17 protein-coding genes and 1 riboswitch are annotated in these 17,912 nt (G+C 56.9%); of the genes, 7 read left to right on the forward strand and 10 right to left on the reverse strand.

The annotated features are described in order from the left end of the window. Positions 1 to 3 precede the first annotated feature (3 nt). The 4 genes from L466_RS17590 to plsY all read right to left on the reverse strand — a co-directional run bounded on the left by L466_RS17590 (position 4) and on the right by plsY (position 3,434). Positions 4 to 306: an urease subunit gamma gene (locus L466_RS17590; RefSeq protein WP_003862556.1), complete on the reverse strand. Its 303-nt coding sequence runs from the start codon at positions 304 to 306 to the stop codon at positions 4 to 6. A 10-nt stretch (positions 307 to 316) separates the two neighbouring features. Continuing rightward, positions 317 to 1,144, reverse strand: coding sequence for an urease accessory protein UreD (locus L466_RS17585; RefSeq protein ID WP_014171660.1), 828 nt, complete (start codon positions 1,142 to 1,144; stop codon positions 317 to 319). 116 nt (positions 1,145 to 1,260) lie between these two features. Then, a complete protein-coding gene (locus L466_RS17580; RefSeq protein WP_032680268.1) occupies positions 1,261 to 2,727 on the reverse strand; it encodes an MFS transporter in 1,467 nt (488 codons plus the stop codon). Positions 2,728 to 2,819: 92 nt separating this feature from the next. Beyond that, positions 2,820 to 3,434, reverse strand: coding sequence for a glycerol-3-phosphate 1-O-acyltransferase PlsY (gene plsY, locus L466_RS17575; protein ID WP_020883628.1), 615 nt, complete (start codon positions 3,432 to 3,434; stop codon positions 2,820 to 2,822). A 107-nt stretch (positions 3,435 to 3,541) separates the two neighbouring features. On the opposite strand from plsY, the gene folB reads away from it, so the two are divergent. Both folB and bacA read left to right on the forward strand, forming a co-directional pair. Then, positions 3,542 to 3,910 carry a bifunctional dihydroneopterin aldolase/7,8-dihydroneopterin epimerase gene (gene folB, locus L466_RS17570; RefSeq protein ID WP_020883629.1) on the forward strand — a complete coding sequence of 123 codons (369 nt, stop codon included), beginning with the start codon at positions 3,542 to 3,544 and terminating at the stop codon, positions 3,908 to 3,910. 107 nt (positions 3,911 to 4,017) lie between these two features. Further along, complete coding sequence (bacA, locus tag L466_RS17565) at positions 4,018 to 4,839, forward strand: undecaprenyl-diphosphate phosphatase (protein WP_014171656.1); 822 nt, start codon at positions 4,018 to 4,020, stop codon at positions 4,837 to 4,839. A gap of 10 nt (positions 4,840 to 4,849) precedes the next feature. Here bacA and L466_RS17560 read toward each other — a convergent pair whose 3' ends face one another. After that, positions 4,850 to 6,091: a multifunctional CCA addition/repair protein gene (locus tag L466_RS17560; protein WP_032680269.1), complete on the reverse strand. Its 1,242-nt coding sequence runs from the start codon at positions 6,089 to 6,091 to the stop codon at positions 4,850 to 4,852. A gap of 61 nt (positions 6,092 to 6,152) precedes the next feature. Then, entirely contained in the window at positions 6,153 to 6,773 is a 621-nt protein-coding gene (locus L466_RS17555) for a TIGR04211 family SH3 domain-containing protein (protein WP_032681945.1), read from the reverse strand. A gap of 229 nt (positions 6,774 to 7,002) precedes the next feature. Here L466_RS17555 and L466_RS17550 point away from each other — a divergent pair, with 229 nt between their 5' ends. Genes L466_RS17550 through hldE form a run of 3 tightly spaced genes read left to right on the forward strand, consistent with a single transcriptional unit; the run spans position 7,003 to position 12,651 of the window. Continuing rightward, positions 7,003 to 8,304: a CYTH domain-containing protein gene (locus tag L466_RS17550; RefSeq protein ID WP_032680271.1), complete on the forward strand. Its 1,302-nt coding sequence runs from the start codon at positions 7,003 to 7,005 to the stop codon at positions 8,302 to 8,304. A 17-nt stretch (positions 8,305 to 8,321) separates the two neighbouring features. Next, entirely contained in the window at positions 8,322 to 11,180 is a 2,859-nt protein-coding gene (glnE, locus tag L466_RS17545) for a bifunctional [glutamate--ammonia ligase]-adenylyl-L-tyrosine phosphorylase/[glutamate--ammonia-ligase] adenylyltransferase (RefSeq protein ID WP_155962750.1), read from the forward strand. Between the two features lie 40 nt (positions 11,181 to 11,220). Beyond that, a complete protein-coding gene (gene hldE, locus L466_RS17540; protein WP_020883633.1) occupies positions 11,221 to 12,651 on the forward strand; it encodes a bifunctional D-glycero-beta-D-manno-heptose-7-phosphate kinase/D-glycero-beta-D-manno-heptose 1-phosphate adenylyltransferase HldE in 1,431 nt (476 codons plus the stop codon). Positions 12,652 to 12,746: 95 nt separating this feature from the next. Here hldE and ubiK read toward each other — a convergent pair whose 3' ends face one another. Next, a complete protein-coding gene (gene ubiK / locus L466_RS17535) occupies positions 12,747 to 13,043 on the reverse strand; it encodes a ubiquinone biosynthesis accessory factor UbiK (RefSeq protein ID WP_020883634.1) in 297 nt (98 codons plus the stop codon). A gap of 117 nt (positions 13,044 to 13,160) precedes the next feature. Then, positions 13,161 to 13,311: riboswitch (FMN riboswitch) on the forward strand. Between the two features lie 105 nt (positions 13,312 to 13,416). Here ubiK and ribB point away from each other — a divergent pair. Continuing rightward, positions 13,417 to 14,070, forward strand: a complete 654-nt coding sequence (ribB, locus tag L466_RS17530) for a 3,4-dihydroxy-2-butanone-4-phosphate synthase (RefSeq protein ID WP_014171649.1) — start codon at positions 13,417 to 13,419, stop codon at positions 14,068 to 14,070. Positions 14,071 to 14,137: 67 nt separating this feature from the next. Here ribB and zupT read toward each other — a convergent pair whose 3' ends face one another. Beyond that, positions 14,138 to 14,911, reverse strand: coding sequence for a zinc transporter ZupT (gene zupT / locus L466_RS17525; protein ID WP_014171648.1), 774 nt, complete (start codon positions 14,909 to 14,911; stop codon positions 14,138 to 14,140). 196 nt (positions 14,912 to 15,107) lie between these two features. Here zupT and ygiD point away from each other — a divergent pair, with 196 nt between their 5' ends. After that, positions 15,108 to 15,896, forward strand: a complete 789-nt coding sequence (ygiD, locus tag L466_RS17520) for a 4,5-DOPA-extradiol-dioxygenase (protein WP_032678980.1) — start codon at positions 15,108 to 15,110, stop codon at positions 15,894 to 15,896. Between the two features lie 69 nt (positions 15,897 to 15,965). On the opposite strand, the gene L466_RS17515 is transcribed toward ygiD, so the two are convergent. Together L466_RS17515 and L466_RS17510 are read right to left on the reverse strand one after the other, a co-directional pair. Beyond that, positions 15,966 to 17,126: a glutathionylspermidine synthase family protein gene (locus L466_RS17515; RefSeq protein ID WP_032680275.1), complete on the reverse strand. Its 1,161-nt coding sequence runs from the start codon at positions 17,124 to 17,126 to the stop codon at positions 15,966 to 15,968. A 2-nt stretch (positions 17,127 to 17,128) separates the two neighbouring features. Next, complete coding sequence (locus tag L466_RS17510) at positions 17,129 to 17,794, reverse strand: DUF1190 family protein (protein ID WP_032680276.1); 666 nt, start codon at positions 17,792 to 17,794, stop codon at positions 17,129 to 17,131. Between the last annotated feature and the right edge of the window lie 118 nt (positions 17,795 to 17,912).

The following is a 17,912-nucleotide window of genomic DNA, read 5'->3' on the forward strand; positions in this document are numbered from 1 at the left end:
TCCTTATACGATCGGGTTATGGACGGTGACGAGCTTTGATCCGTCCGGGAACGTCGCTTCCACCTGAATGTCGGGGATCATCTCCGGTACGCCTTCCATCACCTGGTCGCGCGTCAGGACGTGACGGCCCGCTTCCATCAGTGAGGCGACGGTTTCGCCATCGCGGGCGCCTTCCATAATAAACGCGCTGATCAGCGCGACTGATTCCGGGTAATTCAGTTTTACCCCGCGCGCAAGGCGGCGTTCGGCAACCAGCGCAGCGGTAAACAGCAACAGCTTGTCTTTTTCTCTGGGGGTCAGTTCCATAACGTTTCCCTTATGTCTGCCAGATACGCGGCGAACAGGCGGTTTTGGGGGTTAAAAGCGGGCGAAGCGACTGCCAGATATCGCGCATCACCCGCTGGCAAATCAGGTTGTCGTGGGAGAGAAAACGCACCGACAGCAGATCGTCTGTGAGCGTTGCCCCGGCAAAGTGGCTCAGCGGCGTCAGCAGCTCGCGCACCGTTTCGAGGTGCGCTTCCCTGGCCGGAAAGAACAGCAGCGTGCCGACCCACGGGAGACCTGCAACGGGCGTGAGATCGCCATTGCTGAGGTGCTGACGTTCAATCAGCCGTGGCTCATCGTCGACCCAGATCTCAAGGCGGCTTTCCAGCGTGCCGTGGCTGAAGGTTTCGCCGATCACCGGGCGACCCAGACAGTACAATTCCCACGCCAGCAGCGTACTGGAAGCCTTCAGATGAAAAACGGAACGCAGGGCGGCATTCGCACCGGGAAAGATAATGGTGTCCTGCGGCAGCCACTCCAGCGTAGCCTCATCGTCGAGCCAGAAGTGCTGATTGAGACAGGCCTGCGGGCCGCTGCTGCGATAGAACTTGCTCGCGCCGGGCATGGTGATCAGCGCATGGCTTTTCGCGTCCAGATGCACCGAAATATCCAGCGTATCGCCGCCGACTATCCCGCCTGGCGGGTGCAGTAAATACAGGTGACAGGTGTCGCCTTCGGGATAAAAAGGTCGCTGTACGGTGAGGGGCCCGATGTGATGAGCAGCGTGCAGGAGGGTTTTCTCAGGGGTGTAACAAAACTGCAGGGCAAGCGATGCCTGCCAGCCTTTGTAAGAATTATCAGTGACCTGAGCTGCTAACATGCTGCATCCATCTGCTCATCATCGGGAGACGTTTCAGTATGCCCTGGCAGAAATGAAGGCTGTCATATGAGTCGCTTATGGATAAAAAAACCGGCTCAAGGAGCCGGTTGAGAAGGTTATCGATAATCCTCTGCATCCACATCATAGCCGGACGGTTCCCAGCGGATCGCCAGCAGCGCAGCCAGCCCGATAAACGGTGCCAGGGCGATCACCCAGAACACGGCGGTATCAAGAGAGGCCACCAGCAGAGGGAACAGAAACAGCGAGAGCGTAGAACTGCTGCGCATCAGCGTCTGGTTAAGGCCCACGCCCACGCCGCGCAGAGAGGTGGGATAGCTCAGGGACGCAAACGTCATGGTATGGGCACCGGGCCCAAATCCCTGACCGAACAGGAACAGCGCCAGCATCGCGACGGCGATAACGCCTTCCGATACGCCTTCCGGACGACCAATCAGCGCCAGCCCCAGCAGAGCAACAAGCTGACAGGCGTAGCCCGCCAGTGACATCCGCCACGCGCCGAAGCGCGGAACATAGCGTACTGCCAGCAATCCGCCGACGAAGGCAAACAGCAGGTTTAGCACCAGTGAGATCAGAATAGTGGTCAGCATCGACTGCACAAAGAAGCTGGAGATAATGACCGGCAGACCAAATGCGACGGCGTTATAGGCGAAAGACGACACCACCGAGAGCAGGGTAGCGAGCGTGGTACGTCGCAAATAGACGCCACGGAACAGGTTCAGATAGTTTGCCCACTTCGCCTTGTTGACCACCGGTGCCGGTTGGTTAAGCGCATCCTGCGGCACGTGGGCGTTGATGTTATACGATTGCCGCAAGATAGCGGCCGCCTCTTTCAGGTTGCCCTGATTCGCCGCCCAGACCGGGGACTCGCTCATGTAGCGGCTACGAATGGCGATAATCATCAGCGCAGGCACCGCGCCAAACCCCAGGATTAAGCGCCACAGCCAGTCGCTGTGACTTTCTGGCAGTACGGCGTAGAAGAATAACACCAACAGGTAAGAGATGCTGATTGCGGCATACCAGGTTGGGCACCACATTGCCACGCTAGAGGCCTTGTTTCCGGGGCCTTTGAGCCTGGCGAACTCGCTAAGAAACGCCATCGCCACCGGCAGATCGATCCCCACGCCGAGGCCCATCACAAAGCGTGCGCCCGCCAGCGCATATTCGTTCGGTGCCAGTGCACAGGCGATGGCCGCTACCACGAAGAACAGCATATCGGCCATAAAGACGCGGTAGCGTCCGATCTTGTCCGTGAGATAGCCACCCAGCAGCGCCCCGACAATCGCACCAAAGGTAATGGCCGAGGCCACCATGCCGGTACCGGCAGGGGTAAGATTAAATTCGCGGGTGATGTCTTTGATGCCGAACGCCAGCGCACCAAGGTCGTACGCATCGAGGAAAATACCGCCCAGCGCGATACCGACTACGATGCGGGCGTTGGCCCGACCCTGAGAACCGTCGTTGACCAGACGTGAAACGTCAGAGGCGTTACGTACCCACTTGATGTCGCCATCAGGCGAATGTCCTGCCGTTGAAAGGGGAGTTGTGTCTGTAATGTCTGCCATTTTCTTTTTGTGTGGTTGTGTTGTGTCATTAACAGTTACCACAGGCAGAGGGTGACCAAAATCACATTTGGTTATAAGGCATAACTAACCCCTTACGGGGCGTCTTTTTTCTTTCTCTTGAGCTTCGACCAGATTTTGGTCTCCTGGCGACGCCACAGGCGCTGAATATTATCGTGATGACGCAGCAGGATGAGGCAGGAGAGCATCGACACCGGGAAGGTGAACTGCGGTTTGAACCACCAGACATAGAATGGCGCGATCAGCGCGCTGACGATGGCGCCCAGTGATGAGTAACCGCTCAGAAGAATGGTCAGTAGCCAGGTGCCGGCCATCACGCCGGTTAAGTCCCAGCCGATTGGGGCAATAGCACCAAAGGCGGTGGCGACGCCTTTACCGCCTTTAAAACCAAAGAATACAGGCCAGATATGGCCGACACAGGCGGCGATAGCAATGAGCCCCAGCCAGAACGGCGTTACGCCCAGCGCATACGCTCCCCAGACGGGTAACATTCCTTTCAGAACATCAAAAATCAATACCGCTACGGCTGCTCCCTTGCCGCCAATTCGTAGTACATTGGTCGCCCCCGGATTCCCGGAACCACTTTCGCGCGGGTCAGGTAACCCGGCAATGCGGCAGACCAGAATGGCGCTGGAGATTGAGCCGCAAAGGTAGGCGAGGAGGATCATTCCAGGCGCGATTGCACTCATAACGCTGTTCCGTTTTGAAAATGTATCTGTATTCTCAGCATCTGTGGATAATACGCATAATTCGCCGGAAGTGGTATCCGGTTTAGCCAAAAAGCAGGCAGGTCGTGATGGATATTGTATTTATAGAGCAACTTTCGGTAATCACCACTATTGGTGTTTACGACTGGGAACAGACCATTGAGCAGAAACTCGTGTTCGATATCGAAATGGGCTGGGATAACCGCAAGTCAGCAAAAAGCGACGACGTGAATGACTGTCTGAGCTACGCCGATATCAGTGAAACGGTCGTGGGCCACGTCGAAGGGCAACGTTTTGCGCTGGTGGAGCGTGTGGCAGAAGAGGTGGCCGAGCTGCTGCTGAGCAAGTTCAACGCACCGTGGGTACGCATCAAGTTGAGCAAACCGGGCGCCGTGGCGCGTGCCGCTAACGTCGGCGTGATCATTGAGCGTGGCACAAATCTGAAAGGGAAGATTTAACGTCATAATAGCTAAACCATTTTAGGTTATACCGGTCTTAAAGCTGTATCTTTCACGGTTGTCCGCGTGGGACACCGTTTTTTTTATATCTTTTTAGGGGTTTATAGATGAGCGATATGCACTCGCTGCTGGTGGCGGCAATACTGGGTGTGGTCGAAGGATTGACGGAGTTTTTGCCGGTTTCCAGTACGGGCCATATGATTATCGTTGGCCATCTGCTGGGCTTTGAAGGCGATACCGCAAAGACGTTTGAAGTTGTCATTCAGTTGGGGTCTATTCTGGCGGTCGTTGTGATGTTCTGGCGTCGTCTGTTCGGGCTTATCGGTATCCACTTTGGCCGTCTTCCTCAGCGCGAGGGTGAAAGCAAAGGTCGCCTGACGCTTATCCATATTCTGCTTGGCATGGTTCCGGCAGTGGTTCTGGGCCTGGTTTTCCACGACACCATTAAATCGCTGTTTAACCCGATTAACGTCATGTATGCGCTGGTCGTCGGCGGTTTCCTGCTGATCGCGGCAGAACTGCTGAAGCCGAAAACGCCACGCGCGGAAGGTCTGGATGACATGACCTACCGTCAGGCGTTTATCATTGGTTGTTTCCAGTGTCTGGCGCTGTGGCCGGGCTTTTCACGCTCAGGCGCGACCATCTCTGGCGGGATGCTGATGGGCGTTAGCCGCTATGCTGCGTCGGAGTTCTCGTTCCTGCTGGCGGTACCGATGATGATGGGCGCGACCGCACTCGACGTCTATAAAAGCATTGGCTTCCTCACCACGGGTGACATTCCGATGTTCGCCGTGGGCTTTGTCACTGCCTTTATTGTGGCGCTGATCGCCATCAAAACCTTCCTGCAGTTGATTAAGCGTATCTCGTTTATTCCGTTCGCGATCTATCGCTTTATCGTGGCGGCTGCGGTTTACGTGGTCTTCTTCTGACCGACGGCCCTCAGTCTTTAGGCTGAGGGCAATGCTTTTCCTTCCAGTCCGTCACCGCCTGAATTCGACGTTTCGTCAGCTCTTCCCGGATTTCCGGTCCCTTGAAGCCCGCCTCGACAACCGCTTTAGTCGGTACCGCTTTTGCCACTTCCCACGCTGCGCGTAACAGCCGCCCCTGCGGATAATCGCTGGCTTCAAAACCGGTGCGGCCACGTACGTCGGCTTCGCTGGTCAACGCGATCTGCTCGACGCGCTGGGGTTTGCGCCATGCGTCGATGTTATCAAACAGCTTAACGATGGTGGCCGGTTTGAGGATCGGGAAGGTGTGGATCAGGTCGTGAAATTCCGCCACCAGTCTGGCGAGATCGCGGATCTCGTTGGGTACCCGCAGGCGCTGGCAAAGCCCTTCGACCAGCTTCACCCCGGCAGGACCGTGGCCATGGTGGCGCGGCCACATGGCTTTTGGCGTTAATCCTTTGCCGAGATCGTGGCACAGCGTTGAAAAACGCACATCCACCTCGGGGCTGAGCATGGCAGCCATACTCAGGGTCATCAGGGTATGCACGCCGGTATCGATTTCCGGGTGCCATTTCGCCGGGGCGGGCACGCCGAACAGCGCGTCAATTTCCGGGAACAGCACTTTCAGTGCGCCACAGTCACGCAGCACCTGGAAAAAGACCTGCGGGTTGCGGGTAGTAAGGGCGTTTTCCGTCTCTTTCCAGACGCGCTCTGGCGTGAGGTGGGCCAGTTCGCCCGCCTCGGTCATGGCGGTCATCAGTGCCAGGGTCTCATCGGCAATGCGGAAGCTCAGATGCGCGTAACGCGCCGCAAAGCGCGCCACGCGCAGCACGCGGAGCGGATCTTCAGAAAACGCCGGGGAGACGTGACGCAGCAGTCGATTACGCAGATCGTCCTGACCGCCATACGCGTCAATGATCTGGCCGTCTTCGTCCTGCGCCAGCGCGTTGATGGTGAGATCGCGACGCAGGAGATCTTGCTCCAGCGTGACGTCCGGTGCGGCATAGCAGGTGAAGCCGGTATAACCCGAACCGGATTTCCGTTCGGTACGCGCCAGGGCGTACTCCTCACGGCTTTGCGGGTGCAGAAACACGGGAAAATCGCGGCCTACCTGCTGGTAGCCCGCGTTAAGCATCTCTTCAGGTGTGGCTCCCACCACCACCCAGTCTTTATCTTTGACCGGCAGACCTAACAACGCATCACGTACCGCACCACCGACCAGATAACTCTTCACGCCCTGTACTCCCGTTTTCTCTTTTCGCAAGATAATACGTAAGTCTGGCAGAGAAGACGAATTAGTTCATCCAGCGGTCTTTACGCTTACGGCTTGGGATCAGGTGAGGAAGCACCAGACCCAGCACCAGGCCAACGCCCAGCACACCGCCACCGTACATAAACCACTGCATGATGATGGTACGTTGTTTGTCATCAAGTTGCAGATTGGCGGCGTTCACCTTCTTCTGCGCGACAATCAGCTCGTTTTTCAGTTTCTGATTTTCGTCTTTCAGACCGTTAATCACGCTGTCGCTCTGGGCCACTTTCTGCTGCATTTCCGCGGTGCGCTGGTTCCAGGTACCGTCGATATTGTTCAGCTTGTCGGTCAGCGTTTTCACCTGATTTTCCAGATCCGGCACGCGGGTGCGCAGGCTTGGCACCGCGCTCAGCTCTTTCAGTGGGATCCAGGACGTGCGGCCAGTACTGTCGCGAACCTGACCATAATTGGTCTCCGCGTTGGTCTGTAACAGCGTCACTTCCTCGCCGGCATTGACCGTACCCACAAGGCGATAATTATCTCCAGGGCCACTGCGTACCCAGGTGTTCAGTTCGTCAGAAACGTAACGCTTCTCTTCAGCGTGCACGGTGGTTGCGGCGCTAAAAGCGAGGAAAGTAAGTCCAATCAGGCGTAATTTAAGCATCATTAGTCGTTATTTTCATAAATAGTGGAACGATAGTAGTGGCAACAGTGTCTCTACGCAAAGCATTCGTCAGCAATCAGAATCATCTGTGTCACGACCCTAAACATTTACGCCCGTCAAATTGCTCATTGCGTGGCAATTTGGCGCAAAATACTATGTACTGACAAACAAATGGCGAGGAAGTTCGCCCTCATTGACGCGTCTGTGACGCCTGCAAAAGTACAAGGCTATGGCTCAAGAAATCGAATTAAAATTTATCGTCGAAAAAGACAGCGTTGACGCACTCCGTCAGCATCTGCAGATCCTTTCCGGCGAACACCATGAACCGGTACAACTGCTTAATATCTATTACGAAACGCCAGACAACTGGCTGCGCCGCCATGATATGGGACTGCGCATCCGTGGCGCGAACGGGCGCTACGAGATGACGATGAAAATCGCTGGCCGCGTGGTCGGCGGTTTGCATCAGCGCCCGGAATACAATATCGACATCAATCAGCCAGAACTTGAGCTGGATCGTTTCCCGGCAGAAGTCTGGCCGGACGGCGTGCTGCCAGAAACCTTATCCGCCGAGGTGAAACCGCTGTTTAGCACCGATTTCTGGCGTGAAAAATGGCTGGTAACGGAAGGGAAAAGCCGCATTGAAATCGCCCTCGATCAGGGTGAGGTAAAAGCGGGTGAGCTTCAGGAGTCGATTTGCGAGCTGGAGCTTGAACTGCTGGAAGGTGAAGTCCAGGACGTACTGAAGCTGGCGCGTAAGCTGGTAAGCCAGCCGGGCCTGCGTCAGGGCAGCCTGAGCAAAGCGGCGCGGGGGTATCATCTGGCCGCCGGGAATGCGCCGCGCCTGCTGAAAGAGACGACTATTTTGCACGTGGCACCGAAAGCCAGCGTTGAGCAGGGCATGGAGGCGGCGCTGGAACTGGCGCTCTCACAGTGGCTTTATAATGAAGAGCTGTGGGTGCGTAATGTGAAAAACGCAAAAGCGCACGTGTTAGCGGCGATGAGCCTTGTGCGTCATACCCTGGCGCTGTTCGGCGGCATCGTACCTCGTAAAGCGAGCGCTCACTTACGTGACCTGCTGACCCAGACCGAAGCGCTGCTGCTCTCTGACGTATCCGCGCAAACGGCGCTCTACAGCCCGCAAAACGCCGCCGCCAGGCTGGCGCTGACCGAGTTTCTGGTGACGCGCAGCTGGCGTGCCTTCCTGGATGCAAAAGCGCAGGCCAAAATTGAAGATAACTTCAAACGTTTCGCGGATATCCATCTTTCACGCCACGCGGCGGAGCTTAAAACCACCTTTGCGTATCCGCTGGGAGACCAGTATGGCGATCAGCTGATCCGCCTGTCGCGCAATATCGACAGCATGCTGCTGTTGTCGGGTGCCTATGACGGCCCTAAAGCGCAGGCCTGGCTGGAGAACTGGCAGGGGCTGAAACATGCTATCGAAACCCGTCAGCACATTGAGATTGAGCATTTCCGCAATGAAGCCATTTCGCAGGAGCCGTTCTGGCTGCACAGCGGAAAACGTTAACTCTGGCAAGGAACCCTATAATGCCGCTTTCTTCGCAGTTACAGCAGCAGTGGCAGACCGTTTGCGAACGTCTGCCTGAGTCATTACCGGCGTCATCGTTAAGCGAGCAGGCCAGGAGCGTGCTCACCTTCAGTGATTTTGTGCAGGAAAGTATCACCGCTTACCCGGACTGGCTGGAGGCGCTTGAGAGCACCCCACCGCAGGCAGACGAGTGGCGGCATTATGCGGGCTGGTTGCAAACCGCACTTGAAGAGGTCGCGGATGAAGCAACACTGATGCGCGTCCTGCGCCAGTTCCGCCGCCGGGTGATGGTGCGTATTGCCTGGGCTCAGGCGCTGGAACTGGTCAACGAAGAAAGTACCCTGCAGCAGCTGAGCGAGCTGGCACAGACGCTGATTGTTGCCGCACGGGACTGGCTCTATGCCGCCTGCTGTAAAGAGTGGGGCACGCCGTGCAATGAGGATGGGGTTCCTCAGCCACTCTTGATTCTGGGCATGGGCAAGCTCGGGGGCTGCGAACTGAATTTCTCCTCGGATATCGACCTGATTTTTGCCTGGCCGGAGAACGGCTCCACACGCGGGGGCCGCCGTGAACTGGACAATGCGCAGTTCTTTACCCGTCTCGGGCAACGTCTGATTAAAGCGCTGGATCAACCTACCCAGGATGGTTTTGTCTATCGCGTGGATATGCGTCTGCGCCCGTTTGGCGACAGCGGTCCGCTGGTGCTGAGCTTTGCGGCACTGGAAGATTATTATCAGGAGCAGGGGCGCGACTGGGAGCGTTACGCGATGGTCAAAGCGCGGATCATGGGAGACAGCGACGATGCCTACGCCAACGAGCTGCGCGCCATGCTGCGCCCGTTCGTATTCCGTCGCTATATCGACTTTAGCGTTATTCAGTCGCTGCGCAACATGAAAGGAATGATCGCCCGTGAAGTGCGCCGTCGGGGTCTGAAGGACAACATCAAGCTCGGCGCGGGCGGCATTCGCGAAATCGAATTTATCGTTCAGGTCTTCCAGCTGATCCGCGGCGGACGTGAGCCTTCACTGCAATCCCGTTCGCTGCTGCCGACGCTGTCAGCCATAGAGCAACTGCATCTGCTGCCGGAAGGCGACGCGCAGATCTTGCGTGAGGCCTATCTGTTCCTGCGCCGCCTGGAAAACCTGCTGCAAAGCATCAATGACGAGCAGACCCAGACTTTGCCAGGCGATGATCTGAACCGGGCGCGGCTGGCCTGGGGGATGCACGTCGACGACTGGTCAACGTTGACCGGGCAACTGGATGCGCATATGGCCGGCGTGCGCCGTGTCTTTAACGCGCTGATTGGTGACGATGAAAGTGAATCGCAGGACGATACGCTCTCTGAACACTGGCGCGAATTGTGGCAGGACGCGCTGCAGGAAGATGACACCACGCCGGTGCTGGCGCACCTGAGCGACGACGATCGCCATCGTGTGGTGGCGTTAATTGCTGATTTCCGTCTCGAACTGAATAAACGGGCCATTGGTCCGCGCGGTCGTCAGGTGCTGGATCATCTGATGCCGCACCTGCTGAGCAACGTCTGCTCGCGTGCGGATGCGCCGGTCCCGCTGTCGCGCATGATGCCGCTGCTGAGCGGCATCATCACCCGTACGACCTATCTTGAGTTGCTGAGCGAGTTCCCGGGCGCGCTCAAGCATCTGATTACGCTTTGCGCCGCCTCACCGATGGTGGCCAACAAGCTGGCGCGGTATCCGCTGCTGCTGGATGAGCTGCTCGATCCCAATACGCTCTACCAGCCGACGGCAACGGACGCCTACCGTGACGAGCTGCGTCAGTATCTGCTGCGCGTACCGGAAGAGGACGAAGAGCAACAGCTGGAGGCGCTGCGTCAGTTTAAGCAGGCGCAAATGCTGCGCGTGGCGGCGGCAGATATCGCCGGAACGCTGCCAGTGATGAAAGTGAGCGATCACTTAACCTGGCTTGCAGAAGCGATCATTGATGCGGTGGTGCATCAGGCATGGATTCAGATGGTGGCGCGCTACGGCCAGCCGAAACACCTTGCTGACCGCGAAGGCCGCGGTTTTGCCGTTGTGGGTTACGGTAAGCTCGGCGGATGGGAACTGGGGTACAGCTCGGATCTCGATTTAATCTTCCTGCATGACTGCCCGGCAGACGTCATGACCGACGGCGAGCGTGAAATCGACGGGCGTCAGTTCTACCTGCGTCTGGCCCAGCGCATTATGCATTTGTTCAGCACCCGCACGTCATCCGGCATTTTATATGAAGTGGATGCGCGTCTGCGTCCTTCCGGCGCGGCCGGCATGCTGGTGACCTCAACGGAGTCCTTCGCTGAGTACCAGAAGAATGAAGCCTGGACGTGGGAACATCAGGCGCTGGTGCGTGCCCGCGTGGTGTACGGCGATCCGTCGCTGAAAACGCAGTTTGATGCCATTCGTCGGGAGATTATGACGACCCCGCGTGACGGCAGCACGCTGCAGACCGAGGTGCGAGAGATGCGCGAGAAAATGCGCGCGCACCTGGGCAATAAGCATCGCGATCGCTTTGATATTAAAGCGGATGAGGGCGGCATTACCGATATTGAATTTATTACGCAATATCTGGTGCTACGCCATGCGCACGCTAAACCGAAGCTGACCCGCTGGTCTGATAATGTGCGTATTCTGGAACTGCTGGCGCAAAACGACATTATGGATGAGCAGGAGGCGCAGGCCTTAACGCGCGCCTATACCACGCTGCGCGACGAGCTGCACCACCTGGCCTTACAGGAGCAGCCTGGCCACGTCGCGCTGGACTGTTTCGCCACTGAACGCGCGCAGGTCACCGCCAGCTGGCAGAAGTGGCTGGTGGAACCGTGCGTAACAAAACAAGTGTGATATTATCGCGCGCAAATTGTGAATCTTTCTGGAGTCAGGAATGAAAGTAACACTGCCAGAGTTTGAACGTGCTGGAGTTATGGTTGTCGGGGATGTCATGCTGGATCGCTACTGGTACGGGCCGACCAGCCGCATCTCTCCGGAAGCACCGGTACCGGTAGTTAAGGTCGACACCATTGAAGAGCGTCCTGGCGGCGCGGCAAACGTGGCGATGAACATTGCCTCTTTGGGCGCGCAGTCGCGTCTGGTTGGCTTAACCGGCATTGACGATGCGGCGCGTGCGCTGAGCAAGTCGCTGGCGGACGTGAACGTGAAGTGCGACTTCGTTTCGGTTCCGACACACCCGACGATCACCAAACTGCGCGTTCTGTCGCGTAACCAGCAACTGATCCGCCTCGACTTCGAGGAAGGCTTTGAGGGCGTTGATCCTGAGCCGCTGCACGAGCGCATTAACCAGGCGCTGAGCACTATCGGCGCGCTGGTGCTGTCCGACTACGCCAAAGGTGCGCTGGCAAGCGTACAGCAGATGATCCAGCTCGCGCGTAAAGCCAATGTGCCCGTGCTGATCGACCCGAAAGGTACTGACTTTGAGCGCTATCGTGGCGCAACGCTGCTGACGCCAAACCTCTCTGAGTTTGAAGCGGTGGCGGGCAAATGTAAGACGGAAGAAGAGCTCGTTGAGCGCGGCATGAAGATCATTGCTGACTTCGAACTCTCCGCGCTGCTGGTGACCCGCTCCGAGCAGGGGATGACGCTGCTGCAGCCTGGCAAAGCGCCGCTGCATATGCCGACCCAGGCGCAGGAAGTGTATGACGTGACCGGTGCCGGCGACACGGTCATTGGCGTTCTGGCGGCGACGCTGGCGGCAGGGAACTCTCTGGAAGAAGCGTGCTACTTCGCTAATGCGGCAGCAGGCGTGGTCGTCGGCAAGCTGGGGACTTCCACCGTTTCGCCGATCGAACTGGAAAACGCGGTGCGCGGTCGTGCCGATACCGGTTTTGGCGTGATGAGCGAAGATGAGCTGAAAGTGGCCGTTGCCGCCGCCCGTAAACGCGGTGAAAAAGTGGTGATGACCAACGGCGTGTTCGACATCCTGCATGCCGGTCATGTCTCTTATCTGGCCAATGCGCGTAAGCTGGGCGACCGTCTGATTGTGGCGGTGAACAGCGATGCGTCGACGAAACGTCTTAAAGGTGAAACGCGTCCGGTGAACCCGCTGGAGCAGCGCATGATCGTACTGGGTGCGCTGGAAGCGGTGGACTGGGTGGTGTCGTTTGAAGAAGATACCCCGCAGCGCCTGATTGCCGGTATTTTGCCGGATCTGCTGGTGAAAGGCGGCGATTACAAACCGGATCAAATCGCAGGCAGCGAAGAGGTCTGGGCTAATGGTGGTGAAGTGATGGTGCTCAACTTTGAGGACGGGTGCTCAACCACCAACATCATCAAGAAGATCCAGAAAGACAGCAAATAAAGTCAGCCAATAAAAAACGGGCCATCTGGCCCGTTTTTTTCACCCTCTCTTTGCAGGAGAGGGTATCTTCGCAAACAGCCCGTTATACGCGGCTGTTATTCTGCTTCATCAACCGGTGGAATGGCCGGTGCCGGTTTTACTTCCGCTGGCGTATTGCGGTTTTCCAGCTCGTTCAGACGCTGCTCCAGCAGGGCCAGCTTCTCGCGGGTACGCAGCAGAACCTGCGTCTGCACGTCAAACTCTTCGCGGCTGACTAAATCAAGGCGAACCAACTGCGCCTGCAGCGTCTGGCGGATTTTCTTCTCTACGTCATCCCCAAACTCACGAATGCCTTTTGGCATAGACTCATGAACCTGACGCGCAATTTGCTCAATTTTCTTCGGGTCAATCATTGTGGCTTCCCTTGATAAGACGGTGTTAATGAACATTGTAGCGCGTCATGCCCCAGGATAAAGGAGATTTTATGTCTGCGCATTGCCCAGGGTAATCAATCGCGTTATAGTTATCTCGCTTATTCTCAGGGCGGGGCGAAATTCCCCACCGGCGGTAAATCAGCGTAACGCTGAAAGCCCGCGAGCGCTTTGGGTCACCACTCAAAGGACAGCAGATCCGGTGTAATTCCGGGGCCGACGGTTAGAGTCCGGATGGGAGAGAGTAACGATCAAGTCGGGCCTGGCCCGCTCACGTTATCTTTTTGCCGCTTATACGGCGCTCCTAAGACTGCCCTGATTCTGGTAACCATAATGTTAATGAGGTTTTTTTACCATGAATCAGACGCTACTTTCCTCTTTTGGCACTTCTATTGAACGTGTTGAACATGCACTGGATGCACTGCGCGAAGGCCGCGGCGTGATGGTGCTTGACGATGAAAACCGTGAAAATGAAGGCGACATGATTTTCGCCGCCGAAAACATGACCGTTGAGCAGATGGCGCTGACCATCCGTCACGGTAGCGGCATCGTGTGCCTGTGTATCAACGAAGACCGTCGTAAGCAGCTCGACCTGCCCATGATGGTTGAAAACAACACCAGCGCCTTTGGAACCGGTTTTACCGTGACCATCGAAGCGGCACATGGCGTGACCACCGGCGTGTCGGCGGCTGACCGTCTGACCACCGTACGTGCCGCGATTGCCGATGATGCGAAGCCATCAGACCTGCATCGTCCAGGCCACGTCTTCCCGTTGCGTGCGCAGGCCGGCGGTGTATTGACCCGTGGCGGTCACACCGAAGCGACCATTGACCTCGTGACCCTGGCAGGCTTTAAACCTGCGGGCGTACTGTGTGAACTCACCAACGACGATGGCACCATGGCACGTGCGCCGGAGTGCATCACCTTTGCCCGTCTGCATAATATGCCCGTGGTGACGATTGAAGATCTGGTGGAGTATCGCCAGGCGCACGCGCGCAAAGCCAGCTGAAAGGGCTGATGTGAAAAAGCCGGGGAAACCCGGCTTTTTTGTTGTGAGACGTTAATGCGCGATTGTCTTAGCCGATCCCTGCTGTTTGCAGCAGCACCAGGCTCAAGCCCATCACCGACATACCGCACAGCACGCCATAGCTCGGGTTATTATTCGGATCGATCTCTTTCGCCAGCGGCATCAGCTCATCCACGGAGAGCGCCACCATTATCCCGGCCACGGCGGCCATGATAGCGGCCATCACCACAGGCGAGACCAGGCTGCCCAGAATCAACCACGCCAGCACGCCGCCGAGAATTTCGGCCATCCCCGAGATCCCCGCCCAGAAGACCGCGGTCCGTTTCGAGCCCGTGGCGGCATAAACCGGCCCGGCCACCGCCAGTCCTTCAGGAATATTGTGCAAAGCTACCGCCAGGGCGATACCAAAGCCCATCTCCAGATTGCTGCTGGCGGTGACATAGGTTGCCACGCCTTCCGGGAAGTTGTGCAGGCTTATGCCGAGCGTTAACAGAATGGCCGTGCGCTTAATATTGCGCGGCATCGGGGTCACGCTTTTTTGCATTAAATCCTGCGGATGCGCGTGCGGCAGCATGCGGTCGAGGGCAAAGTAGCCAAGCAGGCCGAATACAAACATGCCATACCCCAGCACCGGAGACATGCCTTCGGTGCCCAGTGCGGCAGGGAGCATCTCCATCAGAGAGATGAGCAGCATGATCCCGGCAGCAAAGCCCAATGAGAAGGCCAGCACGCGGTTAGACGGCTTTTGACCAAGCACACCGAGAATGGCACCGATGAACGTTGCGGCGCCCGCCAGTATAGTCAGGATCAAGGGGACTGACATGCATTGCTCCTTATGATAATGATTATCATTAATATTAATGGTTCATTTCGGTCAAAGCGAGAGGCGAAACCCTGCTTTACACATTTCTTACATTCAAATTTTCTGATGATGATCTTCACGCTTATCAGCGTTCATCCGGGCGAGATTGCGCGTAATGTAGAACCATTAAATTGACACCTTCTGTAAGGATATCACCATGACTTCTTCCCGTATGCCAGCACTGTTTTTAGGCCACGGTAGCCCAATGAACGTTCTGGAAGACAACGTCTATACCCGAGTATGGCGTCATCTGGGCGAGACGCTACCGCGTCCGAAAGCGATTGTGGTGGTGTCTGCACACTGGTTTACCCGGGGCACGGGCGTGACCGCAATGGAAACGCCAAAAACCATTCATGATTTCGGCGGCTTCCCGCAGGCGTTGTACGACACGCACTATCCGGCACCCGGCTCGCCAGCGCTGGCTAGACAGCTGGTGGAATTACTCGCGCCTGTGCCTGTGGCGCTGGATAACGAAGCCTGGGGCTTTGACCATGGCTCGTGGGGCGTACTGATAAAGATGTATCCCGAGGCGGATATCCCAATGGTGCAGTTGAGTATCGACAGCACTAAACCGGCGGCCTGGCACCTGGAGATGGGGCGAAAAATGGCGACCTTACGCGACGAGGGTATCATGCTGATCGCAAGCGGCAACGTGGTACACAACCTGCGTACAGCGCGCTGGCACGGTGAGAACACGCCATACCCGTGGGCGACATCTTTTAACGATTACGTGAAAGCGAATCTGACCTGGCAAGGGCCGGTTGAGGAGCATCCGCTGGTGAACTATCTGGATCACGAAGGCGGTTCACTCTCTAACCCGACGCCGGAACACTTCCTGCCGTTGCTGTATGTACTGGGCGCGTGGGATGGTCAGGAGCCGATTAGCATACCGGTCGATGGCATTGAGATGGGAAGCTTAAGTATGTTGTCGGTGCAGATTGGATAACGTATGCATGCCTTTCCCAAAGAGAAAGGGCCGGGGTGAGGGCTTCCGCTCGCACCCCGGCACACCCGATCACTCGACGAAAATGTGCGGATAGAACCGTGACAGATCCTGCGTGATCAGCGCGCGATCTTCGCGGATGCCAATCCCGGCTGGCTGATCGTTGATGAGCCAGCTGCCAATCAGGGTATAGCTGTCACCAAACTTCGGCAGTTGATAAAACGCCTGGACGATCATTCCTTCCTCGCCGTAAGGCCCTTCAACGGCTTCCAGCGTTTTGCCATTTTCAATAATCGACACGTTCGCCCCTTCGCGGGAGAAGATCGGTTTAACGACGTATTTCTCCATCGGCGGGTGATCGTCTTCCGCAAAGTAAGCCGGCAGCAGATTCGGATGGTTCGGGAACATCTCCCACAGCATCGGCAGCAGGGCTTTGTTGGAGATGATGCTCTTCCACGCCGGCTCCAGCCAGCGCACGCCGGCGTCTTCCAGCTTGGTGGAGAACATTTCACGCAGCATGTATTCCCACGGGTAGAGCTTGAACAGGTTGCTTATCACCTGATCCTGCAGGTCAGTAAACTGACCTTTCTCACCCAGGCCGATATCTTCGATATAGAGAAACTCGGTCGCCACTTCAGCTTCGGCCGCGCAGTCCTGCAGATATTGCACCGTGCCACGGTCTTCTTCCGTGTCGCGGCAGCAAGCAAGGTGCAGCAGATTAAAACCATGCTGTTCGCGCAGTTCAGCGAAACGCTCAATCAGCTTTTCCTGCAGGCTGTTGAACTGGTCGCTGCCTTGCGGCAGGTTGCCGGCATTGGCCTGGTCTTCCAGCCAGATCCACTGGAAGAACGCCGCTTCGTACAGCGAGGTTGGCGTATCAGCATTGTTTTCCAGAAGCTTAGGATCGCCCACGCCGTCCCACGCCAGATCGAGACGTGAGTAAAGCGAAGGCTGGTGGGTTTTCCACGACTGGCGGACGAAACTCCAGGTGTGCTTCGGAATGCGGAACTTCGTCATCAGCGCGTCGCTGTCGATGACTTTATCCACCACTTTCAGGCACATCTGGTGCAGCTCGGCGGTCACCTCTTCCAGTTTCTCCACTTGGGCAAGCGTGAGCTTGTAGTAAGCGTCTTCACACCAGTACGGCTCGCCGTACATGGTGTGGAAGTTAAAACCGTATTCGGTCGCTTTTTCGCGCCAGTCCGGGCGCTCGGTGATACTGACTCGTTCCATGATCAGCCGCCAATTGAGCGAGTGGACGTGCCTGACGCGCTACGCTGCATGCTGGTCTGTTTCGCCACAGACTCACCGAACCCGCCACGGGTAATGGTGCTGGTGGTCGCGGGTTTCGGAGCCATCGCCGTTTTCGGTACGGTTACGGAGCGGCCAGGGGTGGCTGCGCCATAGCCTTTGCCGCTGGCATCGGTATATTGACCATAAGCCGGGCTGGCCGGGTTTTTCGAGCTAAACAGCGGCTGCTGCTGGTAACCCGCACCACCACTCATCAGGCGGCCCATCATGTAACCTGCCATCAGCGGCATCCAGAAACTGCCGCTGGACTGGGCCTGTGCCTGGTTTTCAGGGGCCGTGCCTGCCTGAGCCGGTGCCTGCTGGCACTGACCTTCACCGAACTCTGCCACGCAGTCTTCACGTGAAGCATATTTCGGCGCAGTACGTTCCGCCTCTTTCAGGGCGTTGGTATACGCCGTTTTACACTCTGCGGCGTTGCCGGTTGCAGCAGAGCAGTCGTCCGCGTTTTGATAAAGCGAAACTGTTTCATCGCTTTTCTCACAGCCTGCCAGCATAAAGACAGCCGTGACGGCCAGCGCAACAGGGGTGAGATGACGCGCGTTCCAGCTTTTGCGGAACGAAGCGTGATTGATAGATTTTGTCCGTTTCATCGTTGTCTTCCTGGACCCAGTGGTAATAACGCTCAGGATAGAGGATGAGTGGTTGAAAATGAAGCGATGATGGCCGGAATGAGGGGGATCTTTACGTTGGCTTACGTTCAGGTGTGAT

The organism is Enterobacter sp. BIDMC 30 (assembly GCF_000534355.1).
In the GTDB taxonomy this organism is placed as follows: domain Bacteria; phylum Pseudomonadota; class Gammaproteobacteria; order Enterobacterales; family Enterobacteriaceae; genus Enterobacter; species Enterobacter ludwigii.

Coding starts and splice junctions, on each gene's coding strand:
- L466_RS17590 (WP_003862556.1), bottom strand. CDS start 306: ATGGAACTGACCCCCAGAGAAAAAGACAAGCTGTTGCTGTTTACCGCT.
- L466_RS17585 (WP_014171660.1), bottom strand. CDS start 1,144: ATGTTAGCAGCTCAGGTCACTGATAATTCTTACAAAGGCTGGCAGGCA.
- L466_RS17580 (WP_032680268.1), bottom strand. CDS start 2,727: ATGGCAGACATTACAGACACAACTCCCCTTTCAACGGCAGGACATTCG.
- plsY (WP_020883628.1), bottom strand. CDS start 3,434: ATGAGTGCAATCGCGCCTGGAATGATCCTCCTCGCCTACCTTTGCGGC.
- folB (WP_020883629.1), top strand. CDS start 3,542: ATGGATATTGTATTTATAGAGCAACTTTCGGTAATCACCACTATTGGT.
- bacA (WP_014171656.1), top strand. CDS start 4,018: ATGAGCGATATGCACTCGCTGCTGGTGGCGGCAATACTGGGTGTGGTC.
- L466_RS17555 (WP_032681945.1), bottom strand. CDS start 6,773: ATGCTTAAATTACGCCTGATTGGACTTACTTTCCTCGCTTTTAGCGCC.
- L466_RS17550 (WP_032680271.1), top strand. CDS start 7,003: ATGGCTCAAGAAATCGAATTAAAATTTATCGTCGAAAAAGACAGCGTT.
- hldE (WP_020883633.1), top strand. CDS start 11,221: ATGAAAGTAACACTGCCAGAGTTTGAACGTGCTGGAGTTATGGTTGTC.
- ubiK (WP_020883634.1), bottom strand. CDS start 13,043: ATGATTGACCCGAAGAAAATTGAGCAAATTGCGCGTCAGGTTCATGAG.
- ribB (WP_014171649.1), top strand. CDS start 13,417: ATGAATCAGACGCTACTTTCCTCTTTTGGCACTTCTATTGAACGTGTT.
- zupT (WP_014171648.1), bottom strand. CDS start 14,911: ATGTCAGTCCCCTTGATCCTGACTATACTGGCGGGCGCCGCAACGTTC.
- ygiD (WP_032678980.1), top strand. CDS start 15,108: ATGACTTCTTCCCGTATGCCAGCACTGTTTTTAGGCCACGGTAGCCCA.
- L466_RS17515 (WP_032680275.1), bottom strand. CDS start 17,126: ATGGAACGAGTCAGTATCACCGAGCGCCCGGACTGGCGCGAAAAAGCG.
- L466_RS17510 (WP_032680276.1), bottom strand. CDS start 17,794: ATGAAACGGACAAAATCTATCAATCACGCTTCGTTCCGCAAAAGCTGG.